The following is a 24,495-nucleotide window of genomic DNA, read 5'->3' as shown; positions in this document are numbered from 1 at the left end:
TCAGTCCTCCAAGGTCGGCGTGCGCCGGCCGGCGTAATCCACGCAGGCGGCGATTTCGTCGAAGCCGCCCATGCCGTACCAGAACACCTTCCACTTCTCCTGCTTGAGGCAGCCGTCGGATTCGGAGTAATAAAACGGATTGACCGGATTGCCGTGGCGCGAGCGCCAGAACACGCTGGGGTTCTGCTCGCGCATCACCTGCCAGACCGCGCGCCCCAGGCCTTCGCCCTGGGCGTCGTCGAGCACGGCGAACTTGTCCAGGTAGGTGCGGCCGTCGTCGGCCTCGATCAGCACGATCGCGGCGCGGTAGTTCTCGCTGACGTAGGCGCGCTTGAGCTTGGTGTTTTCGAAATAGCCGTCGACCAGCTTGCGGCCGAAGGCCGAATCGATCAGGCCGCGCAGGCGCGTCAGGTCCAGCTCGTCCCAGCGCGAGGCCTGCAGCACGCGCTCGCCTCGCCGCACCAGGGTGCCCGAGCCCTTGTGGGTGAACAGTTCCTTGGCCAGCTCGGCGGGCTTGGTGATCGACACCGACGAGGTCAGCGGCAGCTTGTCCAGCAGGTCCTTGATCTGTTCGATCTTGACCTTCATGCCGCCGTTGATCCACGGCTGCTGGATCAGGTGTTCGTACTCGGTGGACAGGTTGATCGAGTCGATGACCCGGCCGTTGTCGTCGAGCAGGCCGCCGGTGCCGGTCAGGAACACGATCTTGTACGGCTGCAGCACCTGCACCAGTTCGTTGGCGGCGAAGTCGGCGTTGACGTTGAGGATCTGGCCGCCGGCGGTTTCGCCCAGGCTGGCGATCACCGGAATCGAGCCGGCCTGCAGGCTGGCCTCGATCGGCGCCAGGTTGACCTGCTTGACCTCGCCGACCAAGCCGTAGGTGTCGCGGTCCAGGTATTGCGCTTCGAACACGCCGGAGATGATCGAGGTGGCGCGGCCGTCGCCGGACTGCAGCGCTTCGACCAGCTTGAGGTTCTGCGACTGGAACACGCGGCGCACGATCGCCAGCGCCTCGGGCGAGGTCACGCGCAGGCCGTTGACGGTCTGCTTGACGATGCCGGCGGCCGACAGTTCCTCGTCCAGCTGCGGGCCGGCGCCGTGGATCACGATCGGGGTCAGGCCCACGTCCTGCAGGAAGGCCAGCGACGAGGTCAGCGCTTCCAGGTCGTCGCGCAGCACCGCGCCGCCGACCTTGACCACGGCGAAGCGCTTGGCGTCGAGCTGGGAGAACCGCTTGAGGTACTGCGAGATCTCCTTCGCGCTGGCCATGCTCGAGAGCAGGCGCACGATGGTCTGCCGGGTCTGCAGGTGGGCGTCCATGGACACGGCCATCAGGCGTTACCTCCGAGGATGCGCACGAGGCTTCGGGTGTAGCGCTCCAGTTGTTCCAGCGCCACCCATTCGTCGGCGGTGTGGGCCTGGGCGATGTCGCCCGGGCCGTAGACCAGCGCGGTCAGGCCGGCGGCGGAGAACAGCGAAGCCTCGGTCCAGAAATCCACGGCGTTGCCGATGGGCAGGTCCAGCGCGTCGGCCAGGTCGCGCGCTTCCAGGCGGCGCTGCTCGGCGCCGGCGACGTCGCCGGCCGGCAACGAGGGGCCGCGGAAGGTTTCTTCGTAGCGCTCGATGGCGCCGGCATCGACCAGGGTGCCGAAGGTTTCGTGCAGGCCGTCGATGGACTGCGAGGGCAGCGGACGGAAGCCGAAGCGCACTTCGGCGCTGGGCGCGATCATGTTGGCCTTGATCCCGCCTTCGACCCGGCCGATGTTGAAGCGCAGGCCGGTGAGGCCGCCGAAACGCTGGTGCGCTTGCGACTCGACGTAGTCCAGCGCGCGCCCGCCCCAGCGGATCGACTGGTGCAGCGCGCTGGCCTGCAGCGCATGGGCGCCGGAGGCGTGGCCGGCCACGCCGCGGAAGCGCAGCAGCACCGAGCTGATGCCGCGGTGCGCGAGCACCGCTTCGCACATCGTCGGCTCGGCGATCACCGCTTCGCTGAAACCGTGGTCGCGGCCCAGGAAGCCGGCGATGCAGCGCGGGTCGTTGGCTTCCTCGTCGGTGCTGAACAGGAACGCGGCGTCGCCGCTGGTGACCGCGGCCGCGGCCAGCAGGCCGGCGGCGGCGCCCTTGATGTCGCAGGCGCCCAGGCCGATGGCGCGATCGCCGGTCACACGCAACGTATGCGGATCGGCGCTCCACGCGTCCGAGGACGGCACGGTGTCCAGGTGCACGTTGAACAGCCGGCGCGGCTGGCCGCGCACGGCCAGCATCGACACCGCGCCGTCGCCGTGGTCGGTCACTTCGATGCGGAAGCCCGGCAGCTGGCTGCGCAGGTAATCGAAGATGCCGCCGGTGGTGATGGCGCGCGGCGGATTGCGGGTGTCGTGGGACACCAGGGCTTCGAGATGCTTTAGAACGTCGGGAAGCATGGAATGAACGGCTCGTCGGGTCTGGTCGGTGGTTCGGTCGCATGTAGGTCCCCTCTCCCGCTTGCGGGAGAGGGCTAGGGTGAGGGCCGCTTCGGCGGTTGCTTTTGAGCAACAACAAAAGCCGCTTGCGCCTTCGGCGCTTGCTGCCCTCACCCCAACCCCTCTCCCGCGAGCGGGAGAGGGGCTCAAACAGGCGCTTGGATTACTTGCGGTTGATCTCGGCCCACAGCGTGCTGCTCATGCCGAACAGCTTGATGAAGCCCTCGGCTTCCTCCACGCCCCAGTCCGCCGCCTGCGCGTAGGTCGCGCCCTTGGCGTTGAGGATGTGCTTGGACTCCAGCGCCACCGCATTGACCGTGCCGCCGTTGGTTTCCAGCACCACTTCGCCGTTGACCGTGCCCTGCGAGCTGGCCAGGAAGGCTTCCAGGTCGGTCTTGAGCGGGTCGTGATAGAAGCCCTCGTACACCAGCTCCACCCACTTGCGCGCCACCTCGGGCTTGAAGCGGTTCTGCTGCTTGCTCAGCACCGCCTCTTCCAGCGCGCGGTGCGCGGTCAGCAGCGCGATCAGGCCCGGCGCCTCGAAGATGATGCGGCCCTTCAGGCCGATGGTGGTGTCGCCGGTGTACAGGCCGCGGCCCACGCCGTACTGCGCGAACAGGCCGTTGAGCTTGGCCAGCAGTTGGTGGCCGGCGATCTTTTCGCCGTCCAGCGCCACCGCCTCGCCGTGTTCGAAACGCAGCGTGACCCGCAGCGGCTGCGCCGGCCATTCGGCGCGCGGCTTGCACCAGCCCACCGCGCCCTCGCCCGGCGCCTGCCAACGGTCGATCTCGCCGCCGGACATGGTCAGGCCGAGCAGGTTCTCGTTGATGGTGTAGGCCTTCTGCTTGGCGCGCACGCCGAAGCCGCGCTCCTCCAGGTACTTCTGCTCGTAAGCGCGGACCTCGGTGTGTTCCTTCTGGATTTCGCGGATCGGCGCGACGATCTCGTAATCGCCCAGCGCCTTCACCGCCAGGTCGAAGCGCACCTGGTCGTTGCCCATGCCGGTGCAGCCGTGGGCGATGGCCTTGGTGCCCAGTTCGGCGGCGCGCTGCAGCGCGGCTTCGACGATCAGGTAACGGTCCGACACCAGCAGCGGGTACTGGCCCTGGTAGCCCTCGCCCGCCCAGACGAAGGGCTTGACGAAGCCCGACCAGATCGCCGGGCCGCCGTCGACGGTGACGTGGCTGGCCACGCCCAGCTCGGCCGCGCGCTGCTCGATGAAGGCGCGCTCTTCGGCGTCCACGCCGCCGGTGTCGGCGAACACGGTGTGCACGGCCCAGCCGCGTTCCTGCAGATAGGGCACGCAGAAGCTGGTGTCGAGGCCGCCGGAGAAGGCGAGGACGATGTCTTTGCTCATGTGGGGAAAGTCTCTGCTTTGGGTCCCTCCCCGTTAGCGGGGAGGATGGGCGGGGGCAAACGAAAATGACGAACGTCGTGGAGCTCAGGCGAAGAGCGCCCTCACCCCAACCCCTCTCCCGCTCGCGGGAGAGGGGCTCGATGCATTACTGGCCGATGAGGGCGGCCATGATCGCCTTCTGCACATGCAGGCGGTTCTCCGCCTCGTCGATGGCGATGCAGTTGGGCGAGTCCATGACCGCGTCGGTGGCCTTGACGTTGCGGCGCAGCGGCAGGCAGTGGCTGAACACGCCGTTGTTGGTCAGCGCCATCTTGGCCTCGTCGACGATGAAGTGCTGGTACCGGTCGCGGATCGGCTTCTCGGGACCCCAGTTGCCGAAATACGGCAGCGCGCCCCAGCTCTTGGCGTAGACCACGTCGGCGCCGCGGTAGGCGCTGTCGATGTCGTGGCTGACCTGGAGCGAGCCGCCGCTCTCGGCCACGTTCTGCTCGGCCCAGCCCATGTAGCGCTCGTCCAGCACGTACTCGGGCGTGGGGCACAGCAGGGTCACGTCCATGCCCAGGCGCGTGGCGATGGTCAGCGCCGAGTTGGCCACCGCGGTGTTCAGCGGCTTGGGGTGGTAGGTCCAGGTCAGCACGTACTTCTTGCCGCGCAGGTCCGAGGTGCCGAAGTGCTCCTGCAGCGCCAGCGCATGCGCCAGTTCCTGGCAGGGGTGGGTGATGGTCTCCATGTTGATGACCGGCACCGGCGAGTACTTGGCGAAGCTCTTGAGCACGATGTCCTGGCGGTCGTACTGCCAGTCGACGAACTTCGGAAACGCGCGCACGCCGATCAGGTCGACATAGCGGCCCAGCACCCGCGCCACCTCGGCGATGTGCTCCTCGGTGTCGCCGTCCATGACCGTGCCCAGGTCGAACTCGATCGGCCACGCGTCCTTGCCCGGCTGCAGCACCACCGCGTGGCCGCCCAGCTGGAACGCGCCCAGCTCGAAGCTGGTGCGGGTGCGCATGGAGGGGTTGAAGAACACCAGCGCGATCGACCTGCCTTTGAGCTGGTCGCCGAGCTTGCTGCGCTTGAACGCGGCGGCCTGCGCCAGCAGCGCATCGAGGTCGGCGCGCGACCAGTCCTGGGTGTTGAGGAAGTGCTTCATCGGTGGCTAGGGTCCGGTGCGTCGGGAAAGTGGGGGGCGGAAAACAAAAAAGCCCAGCGCTAAGGCTGGGCTTTTCGTGTGTGTGGCTTGTTACACGAACGGCGTACGGCGCCGTCACCCAGCGGATTGGCAGGGCAACGGTCGGCGCGCGCGCGAGGTCATACCCGCCGCCATGTAGGCGGAGGTGAGGACGTCGGCGTCGGCGCGCAGGTGGGTCATGAGGGGGCGAATGCTCGCATGCAGGCCGGGCCGGCGCAAGTCGCGGCGGTCGCAAAACCGCGCGGAGCCGGGCTCAGCGGGCGCTGATCGGGGTGATCACCGGGGTCACGGCGACCCGGATGCGCAGGCGATTGCCCGGGTCCTCGGGCAGGCGCGAGCGGTATTTGGAGCCCTTGTAGACATAGTCCACGTCGTAGGCGATGGGGCGGCGAAACTCGCGCTCCACCGGCACCGAGCGGCAGTTTTCCGCCTCGGTCTGGCGCTGGCGCTCGCTGCGGTCGCGGGTCAGCACGTCCTTGACCGCGCCGACCATGCGCGACAGGCGCGAGTCCTCCTTGACCGGCTTGGGGCTCTGGTCGCACTGCTGCTCCACCCGGGTCGCGGTCAGGGTCTGGTAGACCGGGGTCACGCGCAGCACCTGGGCGTACTCGTAGCGCACGTTTTCCGCCTGGATCACGGTGGTGCTCTGCGCCGCCGCGCCGCCGGCCCAGAGGGCGGCGATGAGCAACGCAGTCAGTGCCAGGGGAGAACGGTTCATCGGGCTCGCATCGGTTCCGTGAACAAAGTGTAAGGAGGCGAGTGTAGCCACGACCTGAATCGCGACTCCACCCCCTGAACCCACGGTGGCCGGCGGCCGCCCATGCGCGACACAGGCAGCGGTTCTCATTCGCAATACCGGCCCCGCCCGCGGGCCGCTGGCCTGCGGCTAGAATGGCCCGAACCTCAGCGTGATCCCCATGAGCCTGCACCTCTACAACAGCCTGACGCGACGGGTCGAGCCGTTCGTACCCCTCGATCCCGCCCGCCCGACCATGTACGTGTGCGGGCCCACGGTCTACAACTACGTCCACATCGGCAACGGCCGCGGCCCGGTGGTGTTCGGCGTGCTCGCCGACCTGCTGCGCCGGCGCTACGGGAGCCTGGCCTACGCCCGCAACATCACCGACGTGGACGACAAGATCAACGCCGCCGCGGCCGAGCAGCGGGTGCCGATCTCGGCCATCACCGACCGTTTCGCCGCCGCCTACCGCGAGGACATGGCGGCGCTGGGCGTGCGCGCGCCGGACCTGGAGCCGGCGGCCACCGACCATATCGGCCAGATCGTGGCCATGATCGAGCGCCTGATCGCCAGCGGCCACGCCTACGCGGCGCAAGGCCATGTGCTGTTCGCGATCGGCCAGTTCGACGGCTACGGCAAGCTCTCGCGCCGCGATCCGGAGGAAATGCTGGCCGGCGCGCGCGTGGAAGTGGCGCCGTACAAGCGCGACGCCGGCGATTTCGTGCTGTGGAAGCCGTCCACCGACGAGCTGCCCGGCTGGGATTCGCCCTGGGGCCGCGGCCGCCCTGGTTGGCACATCGAGTGCTCAGCCATGGCCGCCGCGCACCTGGGCGAGACCATCGACATCCACGCCGGCGGCGTGGACCTGCAGTTCCCGCACCACGAGAACGAGATCGCGCAGAGCGAGTGCGCGCACGGCGGCAAGGTGTTCGCGCGCTGGTGGCTGCACAACGGCATGCTCAATTTCGGCGGCGCCAAGATGTCCAAGTCGCTGGGCAACATCGAGAAGATCCACGACCTGGTGCGCGCGCACCCGCCCGAGGCGCTGCGCTACGCCCTGCTGTCGGCGCACTATCGCCAGCCGCTGGACTGGTCGGACGGCCTGATCGAGCAGAGCGTGCGCACCCTGGACCGGCTGTACGGCACCTTGCGCGATCTGGCCGATGTCCAGGCCCAGGCCGAGATTCCGGCCAGCATCGAGGCGGCGCTGGACGACGACCTCAACACGCCCTCGGCGCTGGCCGAGGTGGCGCGCATCGCCGGCGAGGCGCGCAAGGCCGGCGACCCGTCCGAACGCGCGCGGCTGAAGCGCGAGCTGCTGGGCGCGGGCCTGGCCCTGGGCCTGCTGCAGCAGGAACCGGCGGCCTGGTTCGCGCGCGGCGTGGACTCGGGCGACGACGCGCGCATCCAGGCGCTGATCGACGAGCGCGTGGCGGCGAAGAAGAACCGCGATTTCGCGCGCGCGGACGCGATTCGGGATCAGCTGGCGGGCGAAGGGATTTTGCTGGAGGACACGCCGCAGGGTGTGCGGTGGGTGAGGCGCGCCTGAGCCGCCCGCTGCTTTAAACCTCCCCCCTTTAGTTGAGGGGGATTGAGGGGGGTTGCTCTCGGCTCCGATACTTCGGCCCTACAGCAAAGCAACAGCAAATCCTCCCCGGCCCGCCCGGCCGGCAAGCTAGGCTTGCCGGCGTTCGCCCCTGCGCGAACCTGCGGTTCGCAAGCGCACGCTCTCACCCTTGGTCAAAGGGAGGGAGCCTAGCAAGGGCCACAGCCGCCTGCGCCCATCAGGCGTAGAATCCGCAAGCAATGAACGCCATCGCCGTCCCCGCCTCCCCTTTCCCGCTGGAAGCCACCGCCGCGCAGGCCCAAGCCGCGATCGGCGACGAGTTCGCCTTCTTCGGCGACTGGTCCGAGCGCTACCAGTACCTGATCGACCTGGGCCGCAAGCTGCCGCCGCTGCCGGAGGAGTGGAAGACCGAGGAGCATCGCCTGCACGGCTGCCAGTCCATGGTCTGGATCGTGGCCCAAGGCGATGCGCAGCGATTGGATTTTTATGCGATCAGCGACTCGGCCATCGTCTCGGGCCTGATCTACCTGGCGCTGCGGGTGTATTCGGGCCGTAGCGCGGCCGAGATCGTGGCCAGCCAGGCCGACTACATCGGCGACATCGGCCTGTCCAAGCACCTCTCGCCCACGCGCAGCAACGGCCTGGCCTCGCTGCTGGCCTTCATCCGCGAGCAGGCGCAGCGCCGGCTGTGAGCGGCGGACCGGCCAGCACGCAAAGCGCCGCGCTCCCCGACCCATCCGAACCGCGCCCCGGCGCGACGATCAGCGCCTCGCAGCTGCTGCGCAACCCCGGCTTCGTCGGCCTGCTGATCTACCGCCTGCTGGCGATGATGTCCTACCAGATCGTCGCGGTGACGGTCGGCTGGCATGTGTACGAACTCACCCGCGATCCGTTCGCGCTGGGCATGATCGGCCTGACCGAGGTCATCCCCTACTTCTGCTTCGCCCTGTTCGCCGGCTACGCGGTGGACCACCTGCCGCGGCGCAAGCTGGGCATGTTCGCCTGCCTGGGCCTGCTGCTGACCACCCTGATCCTGGCCGGCGTGGCCAGCGGCACCCTGCCGGCCGGCGCGTTCGGGATCGGCACGCTGACCCTCTTCGTCGCCATCGCCATCAACGGCGTGGTCCGTGCGTTCCTGGCGCCGGTGTACATGTCGCTGTTCGCGCGCGTGCTCAAGCGCGAGCATTTCGCCCGCGGCGCGGGCGTGAGCAGCGTGGTGATGCAGACCGGCCTGGTGCTGGGCCCGGCCCTGGGCGGCGTGCTGGTGGCCTGGGGCGGCAAGACGTCCGCCTATCTGGTGGCCGCGGCCTTCGCCCTGGCCGCGGCGATCGCCATCATCACCCTGCGCGTGACCGAGCCGCCGCCGGCGGCCGAGCGCGCACCGGTGTTCAAGAGCATCGGCGAAGGCCTGCGCTTCGTGTTCAACAACCAGGTGGTGCTGGGCGCGCAGGCGCTGGACATGTTCTCGGTGCTGTTCGGCGGCGCGGTCGCGCTGCTGCCGGCCTTCATCCACGACGTGCTGCATTACGGGCCGGAAGCGCTGGGCGTGCTGCGCGCGGCGCCGGCCGCGGGCGCGGTGATGATGGGGCTGTGGCTGGCCCGGCACCCGCCGCAGAAGAACGCCGGCCGGCTGCTGCTGTGGGCGGTGGCGGGCTTCGGCCTGTGCATCATCGGCTTCGCCCTATCGCGGCAGTTCTGGCTGTCGGCGCTCATGCTGATGCTGTCTGGCATGTGCGACGGCGTGTCGGTGGTGCTGCGTTCGACCATCCTGCAACTGTCCACGCCGGATGAGATGCGCGGGCGGGTGTCGTCGATCAACGGCATCTTCATCGGCTCGTCCAACGAACTGGGCGCGTTCGAATCGGGCGTGGCGGCCAAGCTCATGGGCCTGGTGCCTTCGGTGATCTTCGGCGGCTGCATGACCCTGGCCGTGGTCGGCGCCACCGCCAAACTCGCGCCCAAGCTGCGCCGGCTGGATCTGCGCGATCTGCAGTAGCTGGGCTCAGCCCCGCCGCGCCGCATCGGCGTGAAGATCGTCTTCATCCTACAGACGCAGCTACCGCCTCGGCCGGCGTTGCTGTTGCGGCGGCAAGGCCATCTGCGCAGACGCCGCGGCCCGAACCTATCAGGGCGGTTCGCGGCGTTGGACTCGCTGATTAACAGTCGACGGCTCCAAACCGGCTGAGCTGTTGTCCAATCCCCCAGCCCAAAATGCGAAAGCCCGGCCGAAGCCGGGCTTTGCGGGGTGCGGATGGGGCTGGGACTCAGTCGCCCATCTGCTTCTGCAGATGCTCCCAACGCTCCTGGGCGTCGATGGTGCGCTCGGCGGTCAGGCGCGCCTCCAGGCGCTCCAGGCCGATTTCTTCGCCCGTGTCGACGCAGAAGCCGTAGTCGCCCGAGTCCACGCGCTTGAGGGTGCTGTCGATCTTGCTGATCAGCTTGCGGTAGCGGTCGCGGGTGCGCAGTTCCAGCGAGTTCTCGGTTTCGCGGGTGGCGCGCTCGGCTTCGTCGCCGACGTCGCGCACTTCGTCCTTGAGGTTCTCGATGGTCTGCTTGGATTCTTCCACCAGATCGGTGCGCCACTGCAGCAGGCGCTGACGGAAGTACTCCAGTTGCAACGGGCTCATGTACTCCTCGTCCATCGCCGGGCGGTAGCCCTGGGGCACGATCGGACGGCCGGTGGCGTCGTCGGTCTTGTAGGGCACCACCTTGACCTTGGCCTTGGGCGCGGGCGCGGCGGGCTTGGCGGCGACGGCCACGGCGACCTTGCCGACCGGGCGGGTGGCGGCGGGCTTGGCGGCGGGTTTGGCAGCGGCAGGCGGTGTTGCCGGGGGGGCCTTGCTGGATGCGGGTTGGGTCACTGTGCTCTTGGCGGCTTCGTTCTTGCGCGCGGGCTCCGCCACCGGTGCGGTCTTGGTCGGCGGAGGCGCGGCGGGTTTCTTGACGACAGTGGGCTTGGGGTCGGGCTTCCGTGCCGCGGCCGCCGTAGCCACCACGGGTTTCTTGGCAGGGGTCTTGCTGGCCGGGGTTGCGGCCTTCTTCGCCGGCGCGGGCTTGGCCGCGGGCTTCTTGGCAGGTGCCGCCTTTTTCGCGACTACCGCCGATTTCTTGGCTGCGGGCTTGGCTGCGGGCTTGGCCACCGGCTTCTTGACGGGCGCCGCCTTCTTGGCCGCGGGCTTCTTGACCACGGCCGCCTTCTTGGCGGGAGCCTTGGCGACGGGCTTCTTGGCCGCCGGCTTCTTGGTCGCGGTTTTGCTGGCCGCAGTCTTGGAGGGGGCGGCCTTCTTCGCGGCCGGCTGGGTCTTCTTGGCCGGCTTGGCGGCCTTCTTCGCAGGTTTTTTCACTGCCACGAGCGGCTTGTCCTTCTATTCCCTGAGGGAACTCCCGGACCGTTCCGGAAGCTTCGCGGACCACGAAGGTCCGCTCGGCGATCAGTACACAAATGCGCGACCGCCGCAAGCGGAATCCGACCTACCGGTGCGGTTCCCGCCTCGTCAGGCCAACCCTCGTCCGAGGACCGACCCGGCCTTGCCTTGCGCTTGCCTTGTGAGAGGAAAGCGCGCTGTTATACCCTGCTGCGACTACTGCGGCAACCGCAAACCCAACCGGTTGTCCGCATTAAGGAAACGCGCTTCCTGGGACACCGTGATAGATCGCCTGCTCATCGTCCTGCTGCGCGCCTACAAGCGGTGGATCAGTCCGCTGCTCGGGCCGCGCTGTCGCTTCCATCCGACCTGCTCGGAATACGCGATGCAGGCCATCGCCCGTTTCGGCGCCCTCAAGGGCAGCTGGCTCGCCTTGCGGCGGGTGTTGCGCTGCCATCCCCTGCACCCGGGCGGCCACGATCCCGTGCCGCCCCCGGACCCTGGACACCGCTCATGTCATCGACCCTGATCGTCAACGCCCGCCTGGTCAACGAAGGCCGCGAATACGACGGCGACCTGCGCATCGAGGACGGCCGCATCGAACGCATCGGCGCCGGCCTGTCCGCGCGCGACGGCGATACCGTGATCGACGCCGGAGGCCGCCGCCTGCTGCCGGGCATGATCGACGACCAGGTCCACTTCCGCGAACCGGGCATGGAATACAAGGCCGACATGGCCACCGAATCGGCCGCGGCGGTGGCCGGCGGGCTGACCACGTTCATGGACATGCCCAACACCAATCCGCCCACGCTCAACGCCGACGCGCTGGAGGACAAGTACCGCCGCGCCGCCGGCCGCGCCTGGGCCAACTACGGCTTCTACCTGGGCGCCAGCAACGACAACTTGGAGGCGATCCAGCGCCTGGACCCGCGCACCGCGCCGGGCGTGAAGGTGTTCATGGGCGCGTCCACCGGCAACATGCTGGTCGACGACCCGGTGATCCTGGACGCGATCTTCCGCGACGTGCCCACGCCGATCATCACCCACTGCGAAGACACGCCGATGATCGACGCCGAACTGGCCCGCTACAAGGCCAAGTACGGCGACGACATCCCGGCCGAATGCCATCCCGACATCCGTTCGCGCCAGGCCTGCAAGAAGTCCACCGAACTGGCGATCTCGCTGGCGCGCAAGCACAACACCCGTCTGCACGTGCTGCACATCAGCACCGCCGACGAACTGGCGCTGTTCCAGCCCGGCCCGATCGAAGGCAAGCGCATCACCGCAGAAACCTGCATCCACTTCCTGCGCTTCGACCGCGCCGATTACGCCGCGCTGGGCCATCTGATCAAGTGCAATCCGGCGATCAAGGACGCCAGCGACCGCGAAGCGCTGATCCGCGCGGTGGCCGAGGACGTGATCGACGTGCTCGCCACCGACCACGCGCCGCACACCCTGGAAGAGAAGGCCCGCCCCTACACCGGCGCGCCCAGCGGCCTGCCGCTGGTGCAGTACGCGCTCAACGCCGCGCTGGAGCTGGTGCACGAAGGCCGGCTGACCACCGCGCAGGTGGTGGACAAGTTCGCCCATGCGCCGGCCAAACTGTTCGACGTGGAGAACCGCGGCTTCCTGCGCGAGGGCTACGCGGCCGACCTGGTGCTGATCGACGATACGCCGTTCACGGTGCGGCGCGAGGACGTGCTGTCCAAGTGCGGCTGGTCGCCGTTCGAAGGCCGCACGTTCCACAGCGCGATCGCCTCGACCTGGGTCAACGGCGTGCAGGTGTGGGACGGCCAGCGCCTGGTCGGCGCGCCCGCCGGTCAGCGCCTGGCCTTCGCCCGATGAGGCAGGCCGGGGCCGCGCTGGCGGCGCTGGTGCTGATGGCGTGCTCCGCGCTGCCCGCCGCGCGCGCCGTGCCGCCCGCGCCGGCCGAGGCGCCGCCCGCGGAAGCGAACCTGCCCAACGAACGGCGCGCGGTGTTCCCGCCCGCTGTGCAGCAGGGCGCGATGGTCATCGGCAAGGTGCCGGCCGGCAGCGTGGTGCGCGTGGGCGCTCGCACGCTGCGGGTCACGCCCTACGGTTCGGTGGTGTTCGGCGTCGGCCGCGACGAGCAAGGGCCGATCGATATCGAAGTCGAGGTGCCCGGCGAAATGCGCTACGCCATCCGCCTGGCGGTCACGCCGCGCGACTGGCCGATCCAGCGGATCAACGGCGTGCCGCCCAAGACCGTGAACCCGCCGCCGGAGATCGCCGAGCGCATCCGCCGCGAACAGGCGCTGGTTGCGGCCGCGCGCGTGCGCGACGACGAGCGCGCGGATTTCGCCCAGGCCTTCGTCTGGCCGGTGCGCGGCCGCATCAGCGGCCGTTTCGGCAACCAGCGCGTCTACAACGGCCAGCCTGGCGCAGCGCATTCGGGCATGGACATCGCCGCCGCCAACGGCACGCCGGTGCTGGCGCCGGCCGCGGGCGTGGTCACCTTCGCCGCGCCCGATCTCTATCTCACCGGCGGCACCCTGTTGCTGGACCATGGCCACGGCATCAGCTCCAACTTCCTGCACCTGTCGCGCATCGACGTGAAAGTCGGCGACCGGGTGACGCTGGGCCAGGTGATCGGCGCGGTCGGCGCCACCGGCCGCTCCACCGGCCCGCACCTGCATTGGGGCATGAACTGGTTCGACGTGCGCATCGATCCGCTGCTGGTGCTGGAGCGTGGGGATGCGGTGCGGGCCGGGAAGTAGCGCTTAAGGCCACAACAACAACAAAAGCAAATCCCCCGTCGTCCGTTGCGCGCACGCCCGCCCCCTTTGTCAAAGGGGGCTAGCAGCGCACAGCCCGTCGTCGTCGCTGCTTGTCCTCCCCCTTTGCTGAGGGGGATTGAGGGGAGTGCTTTTCGCTCCGCTGAGCCGCGCCAGCGCCGGGAGCAAGATCAAAATGGGTTCCGGCTTTCGCCGGAATGACGGTGTGTGGTCGATCGTACTTTCGCTGCAATGGCCGCAATTTTTGCCGCAGGCCACCGCCTGCTAGTGCACCAGCTCCTTCGCCCGCGACGCCTGGTGCCCCGTCACCCGATCGCGCCCGCCCGACTTGCTCGCATATAAAGCGGCATCCGCACGCTCCAGCAGGTGCTCGGCGGTCTCCTCGTGCATCAATTCCGCCACGCCCACGCTCAGGCTGGCCGCGAGCAGGCGGCCGTCGATGGACAGCGGGCGGCAGTTGACCGAGGAGCGCAGGTTCTCGGCCACGCCCAGCGCTTCGCGCAGTTGCGTGTCGGGCAGCACCACCAGGATCTCGTCGCCGCCGTAGCGGCCGAACAGATCGTAGGTGCGCAGGCGGTTGCGCGTGCGCAGGGCGATGATGCGCAAGGTCTGATCGCCGACCAGATGGCCGTGTTCGTCGTTGATGCGCTTGAAGTGGTCGACGTCGAAGAACACCACCGACAGCGGCCGCCGGCTCTTGTGCGCCGACTCCACCGCCGCCTTCAGCCGTGCCTCGATCGCCGGGCGCGTCATCGCGCCGGTCAGCGCGTCGTAGGTGGCTTGGCGGCTGGCCTGGTCGCGGTCGCGGCGCAGCTGCTGCAGCTTGTCCGACAGGCCGATCATCAGCACCAGCCCGCCCAGGGCGAAGCCGACCGGGAACGCGTAGTCCATCCACTCCGGGTTGCCCCACCAGCCGACCAGGCCGGCCATGCGCAGCGCGGTCAGCGCGAACATCGGCGTCCACGACAGCAGCAGGAACAAGGCCTCGCGCTGACGCCGCCAGGCGCCGATCACGCCGGCGGTCATCACGATGCTCAGGCCGACCATCAGCACCACGTTGGCCGCCACCGCCACCAGCGGCGCCACGGTGGTCAGGGTCACCAGCATCAGCGCGGCCACCAGCAGGTTGCAGGCGGTGAGCACGCGCATCAGCTTGGGCTGGGTCTGGCGCAGGCTCAGGTAATGGGCGAGGAAGCCGTTGCTGGCCAGCACCGCGATCAGGCCGAACATGCGCCCGGCGCGCGGGTCGTTGCCGACCAGTTCGGCCAGGCCGGGGATCGCCCGCGCTTCGCCGCCGTAGCAGACCAGGTACAGCAATTGCGCGATCAGGGTCAGGCACAGCAATAGATAACTGCGTTCGCCCAGGCCGGCCCAGAAGCCCAGCGCCAGCACCGCCACCACCGCCATCGTGGTCAGCACCGCGGTGCGCCAGGCGACGTGGGCCATGTCCTTGCGGTGCACCACCGCCAGCGGTTCGATCGCCGCGGTCATCGGCAGCGGCGTGAGCGCCTGCACGCGCAGGTAGACCGATTGGCCCGCGGCCAAACCACCCGGTAGCGGCACCACCAGCGCGCGCGTGGATGTGGTGCGGTCGATGCCGGCGCCGACCAGGGCGCGCGGTACCGGCAACGGCGACTGCGGCTGCCAGACTTCGACCCGGTTGAGGTGCGGTGTGCGCAACACCAGCTGCGGCTGGCCGGCGGCGGGGTAGCCGCTGCGCGCGGTCAGGCGCCACCAGCGCGGCGAGCGGCTGCGCTCGCGCACGGCCAGATCGCCGGCGGGTACGAAGCGGTCGTCGTAGTCGCCGGCCAGCACCTGCACCGGCAGCGGGTCGTCGTCCAGGCGCGACAATTCCAGCGACTGCGCCTGCAAGGCGCCCGCCACGAGCATGCACCATCCGGCCATCAAGGCCTGCCACCACCGACGCGAGGGTTTCCCCATGACCCGTCCCGGCACCCGTGCTACCGGTCGAGCATAGCCCAACGAACGTGATTCGGCTCACGGTTTGGTGCCGCAGGGCACCGGGCGGGGTCTATCGGCCGACCGAGCCGGCGGCCTGGGCGACGGGCGGTGGCCGGCGCAGCGGGCGAGGATCGAACCGCCGGATCGGCTATTCGCGCGCGCCCTGCCCGGTCACTCGGGCCACGGCGTCGTGCGCGTGCAGGCTTTCGAAATGCGAGACCTGGGCGTCGAAACGGTCGATGCGCGGGTCGGCCGACAGCACCGCGGCCACGCGGCGCGCGGCGTCCTCGCAGAACATCAGGTTCTCGGCGTTGAGGCGGGCGAAGGCCTGCTCGTCCTCGCGCTTGACCGCGGTCTGCACCGGCGTGCCCAGGCCGCGCTCGATCGCGTCGATCAGCGCCGCCAGCGGCAGCTCGTCGAAGGCCGGGCGCAGTTCGACGTGGATGTCGGCGCGGCTGCGCTGGGCGTGCGGGGTGGCGGCCAGGCCGCGCTCGGAGGCCAGCCACTCGCCGACCACGGCGGTGGACAGCGGATGCGCGGCGGCGAAGTCCTCGACGAAGCGCTCGGCGTTGAGCTGGCGCGACAGCGCGGCCGACGCCGGGCAGGTGCTGGAATACTCGACCGAGAAACGCAGGCCCAGGCGCAGGTGGCCGTCGCGCAGGGTCGCGTCGATCTCCACCGGGTAGCGCTTCCAGCCCGCGTTGGCGCTGGCCAGCGCGGGGCGCAGCAAGAGCTGTTCGTAGCGCAGATTCAGGCGCGCGGCGCCGGCGATGCCGCCCTGCCCTTCGATCAGCGCCTGCAGCACCCGGCGCAGTCCGGCCGGGGTCACCGACTCGCTGGCGAAGGCGTTCTGCAGGTGCAGGTACATGCGCGACATGTGGATGCCGCGCGCGTCGGCGTCGCGCAGGTCCACGGCCACGTCGACCGAGGCGGCGACCTGGATCGGTTCGCCCTGGCCCGAGGCCACGCGCAGCGGCAGGGCGATGTTGGACATGCCCACCCAGTCCAGCGGACGCGCCGCGGCGGCGGCGTCGAAGGCGACATCGGGCAGGCGACGGGGCGTAGTGCTGGGAGTGGTCACGTTCGGGAACCGGGCAGCGGCGTGGGGGTACCGCGACCGGGCCATTCTACCGGGCCGGCCGCGGGCGGCCCTGTCCGGGCCTGAAACGCTGTGTCTGCGCGGTAGCGGTTGGCGCGCGGCCGCGCCGCCACGACCTGCCGGCCGGGCCCGGGCTCAGCGGCCGCGTGCGCCGCGCCAGGCGGTCCACAACGCGCGCCAGGGCGGCAGCGGTGCGGCGGCATCGGCGCGGTGCAGGCGCGCGTGCGCCAGCGCCGCCCACAGGCGTCGCGGCACGCTGGTCGCGGCCGTCGGCGCGGGCCGGCCCTGGCGCAGTTCGGCGATCCAGGCGCCACGCGCGCCGGACTCGCCCGCTCGGGCCAGCAATGCCAGCGGCACCGCCGCCTCGCCACCGGCCAGCAGGCGCGCGTACAGCAGGCAGGCGCTGGCGGCCTCGACGTCGCCCAGGCCGCCTTCGGCCTGGAACAAGGCGACTTCGACCGCGGCGATCGCGGTGGCCAAACCGACCACTTGGCGATGCGCGTCGTCGCCGTCCAGCGGACGTTCGCGCGCCTCGGCCAACTCCGGCAAGGCCGCGGCCAGGGTGCCCCAGGGCGCGGACTGGCGCTGCAGCACCTGGCCCAGCGGATGACGGCGCCGTCCCTGCTTCCAGCCCTGCAGTTCCTCCACCCACCAGCCCAGTTTCAGCTCGCCGGGGCGCGCGTCTCGCCCGCCCCAGGCGGCGTCGCCCAGCTCTTGTTGCAACGCCGCCCAGGCCAGCGCGGTCTCGCGCTGCGCGGGCGGCACGAAGCCTTCGGCCAGCGCCCATTCCGGCCAACGCGCACGCCACTTGCCGATGAAGCTGGCCAGCGCGTCTTCGTCGTGCAGGCCGGGCGTATCGGCTTGGCTCATCGCGTCGCCGGCCACGCCGCCGCGGCGCACAGGTCGCCGGGCTGTTCGATCATGACGTCGCCGCGCCAGGCGATGGGATCGTCGGCGTCCAGGCGGTAGCCCCACAGCGCCACCACCGAGGCCATGCCGGCGGCGCGCGCGGCCAGGATGTCGCGCTCGTCGTCGCCGACGTAGACGCAGTCGCCGGGCGCGATGCCCATGCGCTGCGCGGCCACGGTCAGCGGCAGCGGATCGGGCTTGCGCACGGCCAGGGTGTCGCCGCCGATCAGCACGGCGCAGCGCGATTCCCAGCCCAGCGGCGGCAAGGTCTGCTTGGCCAGGTACTCGGGCTTGTTGGTGACGATGCCCCAGGGCCGGCCGGCGGCTTCCAGCTGCGCCAGCATCGCCTCGATGCCGTCGAAGGGCGCGCTGTGGCGGCCTAGCTCGCGCTCGTAGGCATCCAGGAATTCCGGCAGCCATTGCTTGCGCTGCTCGTCGGAGGCCTCGGGGAAGGCCGCGCCGATCATCGCCACGCCGCCGCGCGACACATGCGGGCGCAGCTGCGCCAAGGCCATCGGCGCACGGCCGCGCGCGGCGAGCATGAGGTTGACCGCGGCCAGCATGTCCGGCGCGCTGTCGAGCAGGGTGCCGTCCAGGTCGAACAGCACCGCCTTGGGGAATACTCCCTTGAGGAGCGCGGCCGTTTCGTGATTCATGCGTCAGCGTCCGGCTTGCGCGCGCAGGCCAGGTAATTGACGTCGGTGCGCGAGATCACCCGCGCGGCCTTGCGCCAGGGCTCGTACATCAGCCCGCTCACGTCCTCCAGCTGCAGGCCGGCTTCGCGCAGCCAGCCGCCCAGTTCGGAGGGCTTGATGAAGTCGCGGTACTGGTGGGTGCCCTTGGGCAGCACGCGCGCCACGTACTCGGCGCCGACGATGGCCAGCGCGAACGCGGCCGGGGTGCGGTTGAGCGTGGACAGGAACAGACGCCCGCCGGGCTTCAACAACGCGGCGCAGGCGCGCACGATCGCGGCCGGGTCCGGCACGTGCTCGAGCATTTCCATGCAGGTGATCGCGTCGAAGCCGGCCGGCTCCTGCGCCGCCAGCGATTCCACCGACTGCTGTCGGTAGTCCACGCGCACGCCGGTTTCCAGCTTGTGCAGGCGCGCGACCTTCAGCAGCTCGGGCGCCAGGTCGATCGCCACGACCTCGGCGCCGGCACCGGCCAGCGCCTCGCTGAGCAGGCCGCCGCCGCAACCCACGTCGAGCACGCGCGCGCCGGCCAGGGCGCTGCGCTGGGCCACGTAGTCCAGGCGCGCGGGGTTGAGCGCGTGCAGCGCCTTCTGCGGGCCGTCCGGGTCCCACCAGCGGTTGGCCAGGGCGCCGAACTTGTCCAGTTCGGCCTGGCTGAAATTGTCGTCGCCGCCGTGTTCGGGGGCGGTGCCGTGTGCGCTCATGGGGTCTGCCTCAGCGTACGGAAACGGGAATGCTCGGGGCTCAACGGCCCAGTGCCTGGATGCGGCCGCGCCACTGGCGCGCGTTGGCGATCAGGCCGTCCAGGTCCATGTCGACCAGGCTGCGCTCGCGCAGCTTGGCGCGGCCGGCGATCCACACGTCGCTGACCTGGTGCCGGCCGCAGGCGTAGATCAGCTGCGAGACCACGTGGTGCAGCGGCTGGGTTTCCAGCTGGCCCAGGTCCACGCAAACCAGGTCGGCCTGCTTGCCGGTTTCGATCGAGCCGATCTTGGCCTCGAAGCCCAGCGCGCGCGCGCCGCCCAAGGTGGCCGCGCGCAGCGCGCTGAACGCGTCCAGCGCCGAGGCGTCCTCGGCCACGGCCTTGGCCAGCAGCGCCGCGGTGCGGGTCTCGCCGAACATGTCCAGGTCGTTGTTGCTGGCGCAGCCGTCGGTGCCGATGGCCAGGTTCACGCCGGCGCGCTGCAGCTTGCAGGCCGGGCAGAAGCCCGAGGCCAGCTTGAGGTTGGATTCGGGGCAATGCACCACGCTCACGCCGCGCTGCGCGCACAGCGCGATCTCGGCGTCGGTGAGCTGGGTCATGTGCACCGCGATCAGGCGGTCGGTGACCAGGCCCAGGCGGTCCAGCCGCGCCAGCGGGCGCTGTCCGTGCAGCTTGATCGAGTCGGCCACTTCCTGCGCGGTTTCGTGGGTGTGCAGGTGGATCGGCAGATCCAGCTGATCGGCCAGCATGCGGATGCGTTCGAAGTTGGCGTCGCTGACCGTGTACGGCGCATGCGGCGCGAACGCGGTGGCCACCAGCGCATCGTCGCGCCACAGGTCGTGGACCTCGCCGGCGCGGTCGAAGTACTCGTCCGAACTCTTGGCCCAGGCGGTGGGGAAATCGATCACCGGCAGGCCGACCCGGGCGCGGAAGCCGTGGCGCTTGTAGACCGCGGCCTGCACGTCGGGAAAGAAGTAGTTCTCGTTGGCGCAGGTGGTGCCGCCGCGCAGCATCTCGGCGATGGCCAGGGCCACGCCGTCCTCGACGAACTGCGGCCCGATCACCGCCGCTTCCACCGGCCAGATGTGCTCCTGCAGCCACTGCATCAGCGGCAGGTCGTCGGCGATGCCGCGCAGCAGGGTCATCGGGTTGTGGGTGTGGGCGTTGACCAGGCCCGGGATCAGCGCCGCGTCGGGGCGCGAGACGGTTTCGGCGGCGCGGTAGCGCTGGCGCGCCTGCACCGTGGGCAGCACGTCGACGATCACGCCGTCGCGCACCGCCACCGCGTGGTCCTCCAGCACCACCGCATGCGGTTCGACCGGCACCACCCAGCCCGCTTCGATCAACAGGTCGCAGGCGGTGGCGGGGGTGTCGGTGGTCATCTGCGCTCCTGTGCGTCGGGGCCGGGCGGCCTGGACGCTATTTTGGCCGAAGCGCGGCGTCTTTGCTGGGATGGGGCGCTTGCGTCGCAGGCTGGATCCCCGCGTTCGCGGGGATGACAGTCTAAGGACTCGCCGAAACCACCCCTCCGTCATTCCCGCGAACGCGGCAATCCAGGGCTTTATCCAGGCATGCGCCGGCTTTCGCGGGGATGACGAACCGGCAAAGCCGTGGCCGCCCTAGGCGGCCACGGGCCATCGCGTCACTTCACTCGGCTGACGTACTCGCCCGAGCGGGTGTCGACCTTGATGATTTCTTCCTGGCCCACGAACAACGGCACGCGCACCACCGCGCCGGTTTCCAGCGTGGCCGGCTTGCCGCCGCCGCCGGAGGTGTCGCCGCGCACGCCCGGGTCGGTCTCGGTGATCTTCAGTTCGACGAAGTTCGGCGGCTGCACCGCGATCGGCACGCCGTTCCACAGCGTGACCACGCACTCTTCCTCGCCCTTGAGCCACTTCTCGGCGCCGCCCATGCCGGCCTTGTCGGCCTGGACCTGCTCGAACGACTCCTGATTCATGAAGTGCCAGTACTCGCCGTCGGAGTACAGGTACTGCATGTCGGTGTCGACCACGTCGGCCTGCTCGACGCTGTCGGTGGCCTTCATGGTCATTTCGACCACGCGGCCGGACTTGATGCTGCGGTACTTGACGCGGGTGAAGGCCTGGCCCTTGCCCGGCTTGACGTACTCGGTCTCGGTGATGATGCACGGGTCGTTATTGACCAGGATCTTCTGTCCGGTCTTGACGTCGTTCATGCCCAAGCTGGCCATGCTGAAACTCCTGCGAAATTTGAGTGTGAGGCGGTGACCGCCCGACGGAGCCGGCGCCCCGCCGCGGGCGGGGCCGCCGAGCCGGCGGCGGAAGGCTAGAATGTGGGGCTACGCCGCCCGCCGACCCGGGGGCCGGGCGGACCGCCAGCGAAACGCGCCGAGTGCCGCCAGCGCGATGAAACCCGCCCCGGGGGCGACCCCGTGGCCCAGCGACCGGGAACTGCCTTCCGGTCCGGAACCCAACAAGCCAGCCCCACATGATACCCGCAGCCCCGGCCTCCATGCAGCCGCAGCCCCTGAGCCACTCCACCGCCCCCGCCCGCTGGCAGGCGCTGTGGCGCGACGCCGTGCGCGACCCGCGCGAGCTGCTGACCCTGCTGGGCCTGGACGGCATCGCCGCCGGGGTCTCGGAGCAGGCCGCGGCCCAGTTCCCGCTGCGGGTGCCGCGCGGCTTCGTCGCCCGCATGCGCCACGGCGACCCGCACGACCCCCTGCTGCGCCAGGTTTTGCCCCTGGACGAGGAGCTGCGGCCGGCTCCCGGCTATGCCCTGGATGCGGTCGGCGACGGCCTGGCCAAGGCCGGCGACGGGGTGATCCGCAAGTACCGCGGCCGCGCCCTGCTGGTGGCCACCGGCAGCTGCGCGGTGCACTGCCGCTACTGTTTCCGCCGCCACTTCCCCTATGCCGAGGAAACCGCGGCCGCGGCCGGCTGGCGCGGCGCGGTCGAACTGATCGCCGCCGACACGGACATCGACGAGGTGATCCTGTCCGGCGGCGACCCCTGGTCCCTGGCCACGCCCAAGCTGGCCGAGCTCACCGACGCCCTGGCCGCCCTGCCCCAGCTCAAGCGCCTGCGCGTGCACACCCGCCTGCCGGTGGTGCTGCCCGAGCGCGTGGACGCGCCGCTGCTGGCTTGGCTGCGCGCCCTGCCCTGGCCGGTGACCGTGGTCCTGCACGCCAACCACGCCAACGAATTCGACGCCCAGGTCGACGCCGCCCTGGCGCAGCTGCGCGCGGCCGGCGCGGTCCTGCTCAACCAGGCCGTGCTGCTGCGCGGGGTCAACGACAGCGTCCAGGCGCTGGCCGATTTGAGCGAGCGTGGTTTCCGCGCCGGCGTACTGCCGTACTATCTGCATCAACTCGACCGTGTGCAGGGGGCTGCGCATTTCGAGATCGACGACGACCAGGCCCGCGCCCTGCATCGCGCGCTGGCGGCGCGGCTTTCTGGCTATCTGGTTCCAAAACTGGTGCGCGAGATCGCCGGGGATCCCGGAAAGCGACCGCTGTAACGCTCTTCGCATGGACGCAGGCTCGGCCTTCGTGGCATAAACGCGGGCCACGGAGGTGGTGAATGCAATTCGGCAAAGACATGGTGCTGCGCCTGCTGATCGTCGACGACAGCGTCGAAGCGGCGGAAGCCATCGTCAGCGGCCTGCGCAACAGCGGCATCGCCGTGCGCCCGTCGCGTCCCGAGAACGAGACCGAGCTGGCCACCCAGGTCGGCCAGGCCCAGGACCTGGTGCTGGCCGCGCACGACGCGCGCGCCGTGCCCCTGGCCAAGGTCATGCAGCACGTCGACGGCACCGGCAAGGACCTGCCGGTGCTGGTGCTGGTGGACGCGGTCGACGACGCCCGTCTGCTCGACATCATCAACCAGGGCGCGCGCGGCCTGATCCTGCGCGGCCGCGGCGACCACGTGCAGCACGTGGTGCGCGCCGAATGGGCCGACCTGGAAGCGCGCCGCTCGCTGCGCCGCCTGGAAAGCCAGGTGCGCGAAACCGAGCGCCGCTGCGACGCGCTGATCGACTCCTCGCGCGAGCCCATCGCCTACATCCACGAAGGCATGCACATCCGCGCCAACGCGGCCTACCTGGACGTCTTCGGCTTCGAGTCCTTCGAGGAGATCGAGGGCATGTCGCTGCTGGACATGGTCGCGCCCAGCCAGGTCGACGGCTTCAAGCAGCTGTTGAAGCAATTGTCCAAGGGCGAGGCGCCTCCGCCGCGCTACGAAACCGAAGCGCGCGCGCTGGACGGCAGCAGCTTCCCCGCGGTCATGGAATTCACCGCCGCCAGTTACGAGGGCGAGTCCTGTCAGCAGGTGATCCTGCGCCGTCAGGAATTCGACCCGGAACTGGCGCGCGAGGTCGAGGCGCTGCGCCAGCGCGACCAGGTCACCGGCCTGCTCAACCGCGCCACCTTCCTGCGCTCGCTCGAAGATGCGGTGTCCGACGCGGCCCACAACAACACCCACCACGGCCTGCTGCTGGTCGAGCCCGACCACTACGCGCGCCTGCTGCAGGAAATCGGCCTGGACGCGGCCGACGAACTGATCGCCGCCTTCGCGCAGCGCCTGCGCACCGCGATCGGCCCCGACGACGTGGCCGCGCGCTTCGCCGAACACCAGTTCGCCGTGCTCACGCCCAACTGCGATTACCACGCCACCGCCGCGCTGGCCGAGAACCTGCGCGCGGCCTTCGCCGACCACGTGCTGGAAACCAGCAACCGCTCGCTCAACACCACCGTCAGCATCGGCGGCGTGCAGATCGGCGAGAAGATCGCCAGCGTGACCGCGGTGCTGGGCAAGGCCAGCCAGTGCGTGCTGTCCACCATCGGCGTGGGCGGCAACCGCATCGAACTGTTCGACCCGGGCGCGGCCGACCGCGCCGAGTCCGAGCGCGTCGAAGCCTGGGTCACGCGCATCCGCGACGCGCTGGACGCCGACCGATTCCTGATGAACTACCAGCCGCTGATCAATCTCCACGGCGAGCCGATGGAGATGTACGAGGCCTACCTGCGCATGCAGGGCGAGCCCGGCGAGCTGGTGCAGCCGCTGACCTTCCTGCAGATCGCCGAGGAACACGGCCTGCTGTGGGAGATCGACCGCTGGGTGGTCGGCAAGGGCATCCAGGTCATCGGCGAGCGCCTGCGCGCCGGCAAGCGCACCACCCTGCTGGTCAAGATCACCCAGGCCTCGCTGCAGGACGACAGCCTGCTGCAGCACATCGAGGAACAGCTGGCGCGGCAGAACGCCGACGGCAAGCTGCTGGTGCTGCAGTTGCCCGAGTCCAAGGTGTTCACCCACCTGCGTGCGGCGCAGGACTTCCAGTCGCGCGTGGCCCGCTTCGGCGTGCGCGTGGGCCTGGAACAGTTCGGCTCGGGCCTGAACTCGTTCCAGATGCTCAGCCACTTCGACGCCTCGTTCCTGAAGATCGACCGCGCCTTCATGGAAGACCTGCCGACGAACACCGACCACCAGCAGCGCATCCGCGAGATCGCCGGCAAGGCGCGCGAACTGGGCAAGCAGACCATCGCCGAATTCGTCCAGGACGCGGCGAGCATGTCCTTCCTGTTCGCCGCCGGCATCGACTACGCGCAGGGGCACTTCCTGGCGGCGGCGGGTCCGGAAATGGATTACGACTTCCAGTAAGGCCGCTCTACCCCCGCTCCGGCTCCGGCTCCGGCTCCCGCTCCGGCATCGGCTTTGGC

General features: G+C 69.9%; 21 protein-coding genes. 8 read left to right on the top strand and 13 right to left on the bottom strand.

Translation table 11 applies throughout. The annotated features are described in order from the left end of the window. The 5 genes from DX914_RS02465 to DX914_RS02445 all read right to left on the bottom strand — a co-directional run bounded on the left by DX914_RS02465 (nt 1) and on the right by DX914_RS02445 (nt 5,726). On the bottom strand, nt 1-1,332 hold the full coding sequence (locus DX914_RS02465; RefSeq protein WP_196778802.1) for an acetylglutamate kinase: 1,332 nt from the start codon (nt 1,330-1,332) through the stop codon (nt 1-3). Then, a complete protein-coding gene (locus tag DX914_RS02460; protein WP_115857473.1) occupies nt 1,332-2,423 on the bottom strand; it encodes an acetylornithine deacetylase in 1,092 nt (363 codons plus the stop codon). Before DX914_RS02460 ends, DX914_RS02465 begins: the two co-directional genes overlap by 1 nt. A gap of 202 nt (nt 2,424-2,625) precedes the next feature. Continuing rightward, the gene (locus DX914_RS02455) at nt 2,626-3,819 is read right to left on the bottom strand and encodes an argininosuccinate synthase (RefSeq protein WP_115857472.1); all 1,194 of its coding nucleotides are present in this window, start codon (nt 3,817-3,819) and stop codon (nt 2,626-2,628) included. A gap of 145 nt (nt 3,820-3,964) precedes the next feature. Continuing rightward, nucleotides 3,965-4,969 carry an N-acetylornithine carbamoyltransferase gene (locus tag DX914_RS02450; RefSeq protein WP_115857471.1) on the bottom strand — a complete coding sequence of 335 codons (1,005 nt, stop codon included), beginning with the start codon at nt 4,967-4,969 and terminating at the stop codon, nt 3,965-3,967. 292 nt (nt 4,970-5,261) lie between these two features. Continuing rightward, nucleotides 5,262-5,726 (bottom strand): hypothetical protein, encoded by a 465-nt coding sequence (locus DX914_RS02445; protein ID WP_115857470.1) that lies wholly within the window; start codon nt 5,724-5,726, stop codon nt 5,262-5,264. Nucleotides 5,727-5,925: 199 nt separating this feature from the next. Here DX914_RS02445 and cysS point away from each other — a divergent pair, with 199 nt between their 5' ends. The 3 genes from cysS (at nt 5,926) to DX914_RS02430 (ending at nt 9,310) form a co-directional block, all read left to right on the top strand. Further along, nucleotides 5,926-7,296 (top strand): cysteine--tRNA ligase, encoded by a 1,371-nt coding sequence (gene cysS / locus DX914_RS02440; protein WP_115857469.1) that lies wholly within the window; start codon nt 5,926-5,928, stop codon nt 7,294-7,296. 257 nt (nt 7,297-7,553) lie between these two features. Next, nucleotides 7,554-8,006: a SufE family protein gene (locus DX914_RS02435; protein WP_115857468.1), complete on the top strand. Its 453-nt coding sequence runs from the start codon at nt 7,554-7,556 to the stop codon at nt 8,004-8,006. Further along, on the top strand, nt 8,003-9,310 hold the full coding sequence (locus DX914_RS02430) for an MFS transporter (RefSeq protein WP_425480651.1): 1,308 nt from the start codon (nt 8,003-8,005) through the stop codon (nt 9,308-9,310). Before DX914_RS02435 ends, DX914_RS02430 begins: the two co-directional genes overlap by 4 nt. A 268-nt stretch (nt 9,311-9,578) precedes the next feature. Here DX914_RS02430 and dksA read toward each other — a convergent pair whose 3' ends face one another. Continuing rightward, nucleotides 9,579-10,664: an RNA polymerase-binding protein DksA gene (gene dksA, locus DX914_RS02425; RefSeq protein ID WP_115857467.1), complete on the bottom strand. Its 1,086-nt coding sequence runs from the start codon at nt 10,662-10,664 to the stop codon at nt 9,579-9,581. A 295-nt stretch (nt 10,665-10,959) separates the two neighbouring features. On the opposite strand from dksA, the gene yidD reads away from it, so the two are divergent. Genes yidD through DX914_RS02410 form a run of 3 tightly spaced genes read left to right on the top strand, consistent with a single transcriptional unit; the run spans nt 10,960 to nt 13,417 of the window. Beyond that, a complete protein-coding gene (gene yidD / locus DX914_RS02420) occupies nt 10,960-11,208 on the top strand; it encodes a membrane protein insertion efficiency factor YidD (RefSeq protein ID WP_115857466.1) in 249 nt (82 codons plus the stop codon). Continuing rightward, the gene (locus DX914_RS02415) at nt 11,193-12,524 is read left to right on the top strand and encodes a dihydroorotase (protein ID WP_115857465.1); all 1,332 of its coding nucleotides are present in this window, start codon (nt 11,193-11,195) and stop codon (nt 12,522-12,524) included. Before yidD ends, DX914_RS02415 begins: the two co-directional genes overlap by 16 nt. Next, nucleotides 12,521-13,417, top strand: coding sequence for a M23 family metallopeptidase (locus tag DX914_RS02410; protein ID WP_115857464.1), 897 nt, complete (start codon nt 12,521-12,523; stop codon nt 13,415-13,417). The genes DX914_RS02415 and DX914_RS02410 overlap by 4 nt, the downstream gene beginning before the upstream one ends. Nucleotides 13,418-13,699: 282 nt before the next feature. Here DX914_RS02410 and DX914_RS02405 read toward each other — a convergent pair whose 3' ends face one another. The 7 genes from DX914_RS02405 to efp all read right to left on the bottom strand — a co-directional run bounded on the left by DX914_RS02405 (nt 13,700) and on the right by efp (nt 21,009). After that, entirely contained in the window at nt 13,700-15,325 is a 1,626-nt protein-coding gene (locus tag DX914_RS02405) for a diguanylate cyclase (RefSeq protein ID WP_115857463.1), read from the bottom strand. Between the two features lie 220 nt (nt 15,326-15,545). Beyond that, nucleotides 15,546-16,478 carry a GTP cyclohydrolase FolE2 gene (gene folE2, locus DX914_RS02400; protein ID WP_231118114.1) on the bottom strand — a complete coding sequence of 311 codons (933 nt, stop codon included), beginning with the start codon at nt 16,476-16,478 and terminating at the stop codon, nt 15,546-15,548. Nucleotides 16,479-16,631: 153 nt separating this feature from the next. Next, on the bottom strand, nt 16,632-17,366 hold the full coding sequence (locus DX914_RS02395; RefSeq protein WP_147300571.1) for a phytoene/squalene synthase family protein: 735 nt from the start codon (nt 17,364-17,366) through the stop codon (nt 16,632-16,634). Continuing rightward, nucleotides 17,363-18,061, bottom strand: a complete 699-nt coding sequence (locus DX914_RS02390) for a phosphoglycolate phosphatase (protein ID WP_115857460.1) — start codon at nt 18,059-18,061, stop codon at nt 17,363-17,365. The genes DX914_RS02395 and DX914_RS02390 overlap by 4 nt, the downstream gene beginning before the upstream one ends. Then, on the bottom strand, nt 18,058-18,801 hold the full coding sequence (ubiG, locus tag DX914_RS02385) for a bifunctional 2-polyprenyl-6-hydroxyphenol methylase/3-demethylubiquinol 3-O-methyltransferase UbiG (RefSeq protein WP_115857459.1): 744 nt from the start codon (nt 18,799-18,801) through the stop codon (nt 18,058-18,060). Before ubiG ends, DX914_RS02390 begins: the two co-directional genes overlap by 4 nt. Nucleotides 18,802-18,841: 40 nt before the next feature. Further along, a complete protein-coding gene (locus tag DX914_RS02380; protein ID WP_115857458.1) occupies nt 18,842-20,182 on the bottom strand; it encodes a TRZ/ATZ family hydrolase in 1,341 nt (446 codons plus the stop codon). A gap of 260 nt (nt 20,183-20,442) precedes the next feature. Next, complete coding sequence (efp, locus tag DX914_RS02375) at nt 20,443-21,009, bottom strand: elongation factor P (protein WP_115857457.1); 567 nt, start codon at nt 21,007-21,009, stop codon at nt 20,443-20,445. 257 nt (nt 21,010-21,266) lie between these two features. On the opposite strand from efp, the gene epmB reads away from it, so the two are divergent. Both epmB and DX914_RS02365 read left to right on the top strand, forming a co-directional pair. Then, nucleotides 21,267-22,298 carry an EF-P beta-lysylation protein EpmB gene (gene epmB, locus DX914_RS02370; RefSeq protein ID WP_115857456.1) on the top strand — a complete coding sequence of 344 codons (1,032 nt, stop codon included), beginning with the start codon at nt 21,267-21,269 and terminating at the stop codon, nt 22,296-22,298. Between the two features lie 62 nt (nt 22,299-22,360). Further along, nucleotides 22,361-24,436 carry an EAL domain-containing response regulator gene (locus DX914_RS02365; RefSeq protein ID WP_115857455.1) on the top strand — a complete coding sequence of 692 codons (2,076 nt, stop codon included), beginning with the start codon at nt 22,361-22,363 and terminating at the stop codon, nt 24,434-24,436. Nucleotides 24,437-24,495: the final 59 nt, after the last annotated feature.

The sequence above is a fragment of the Lysobacter silvisoli genome, from assembly GCF_003382365.1.
In the GTDB taxonomy this organism is placed as follows: Bacteria; Pseudomonadota; Gammaproteobacteria; order Xanthomonadales; family Xanthomonadaceae; genus Lysobacter; species Lysobacter silvisoli.
The sequence above is the reverse complement of the archived record's forward strand: the minus strand, read 5'-3'. Positions and strand labels throughout refer to the sequence as shown.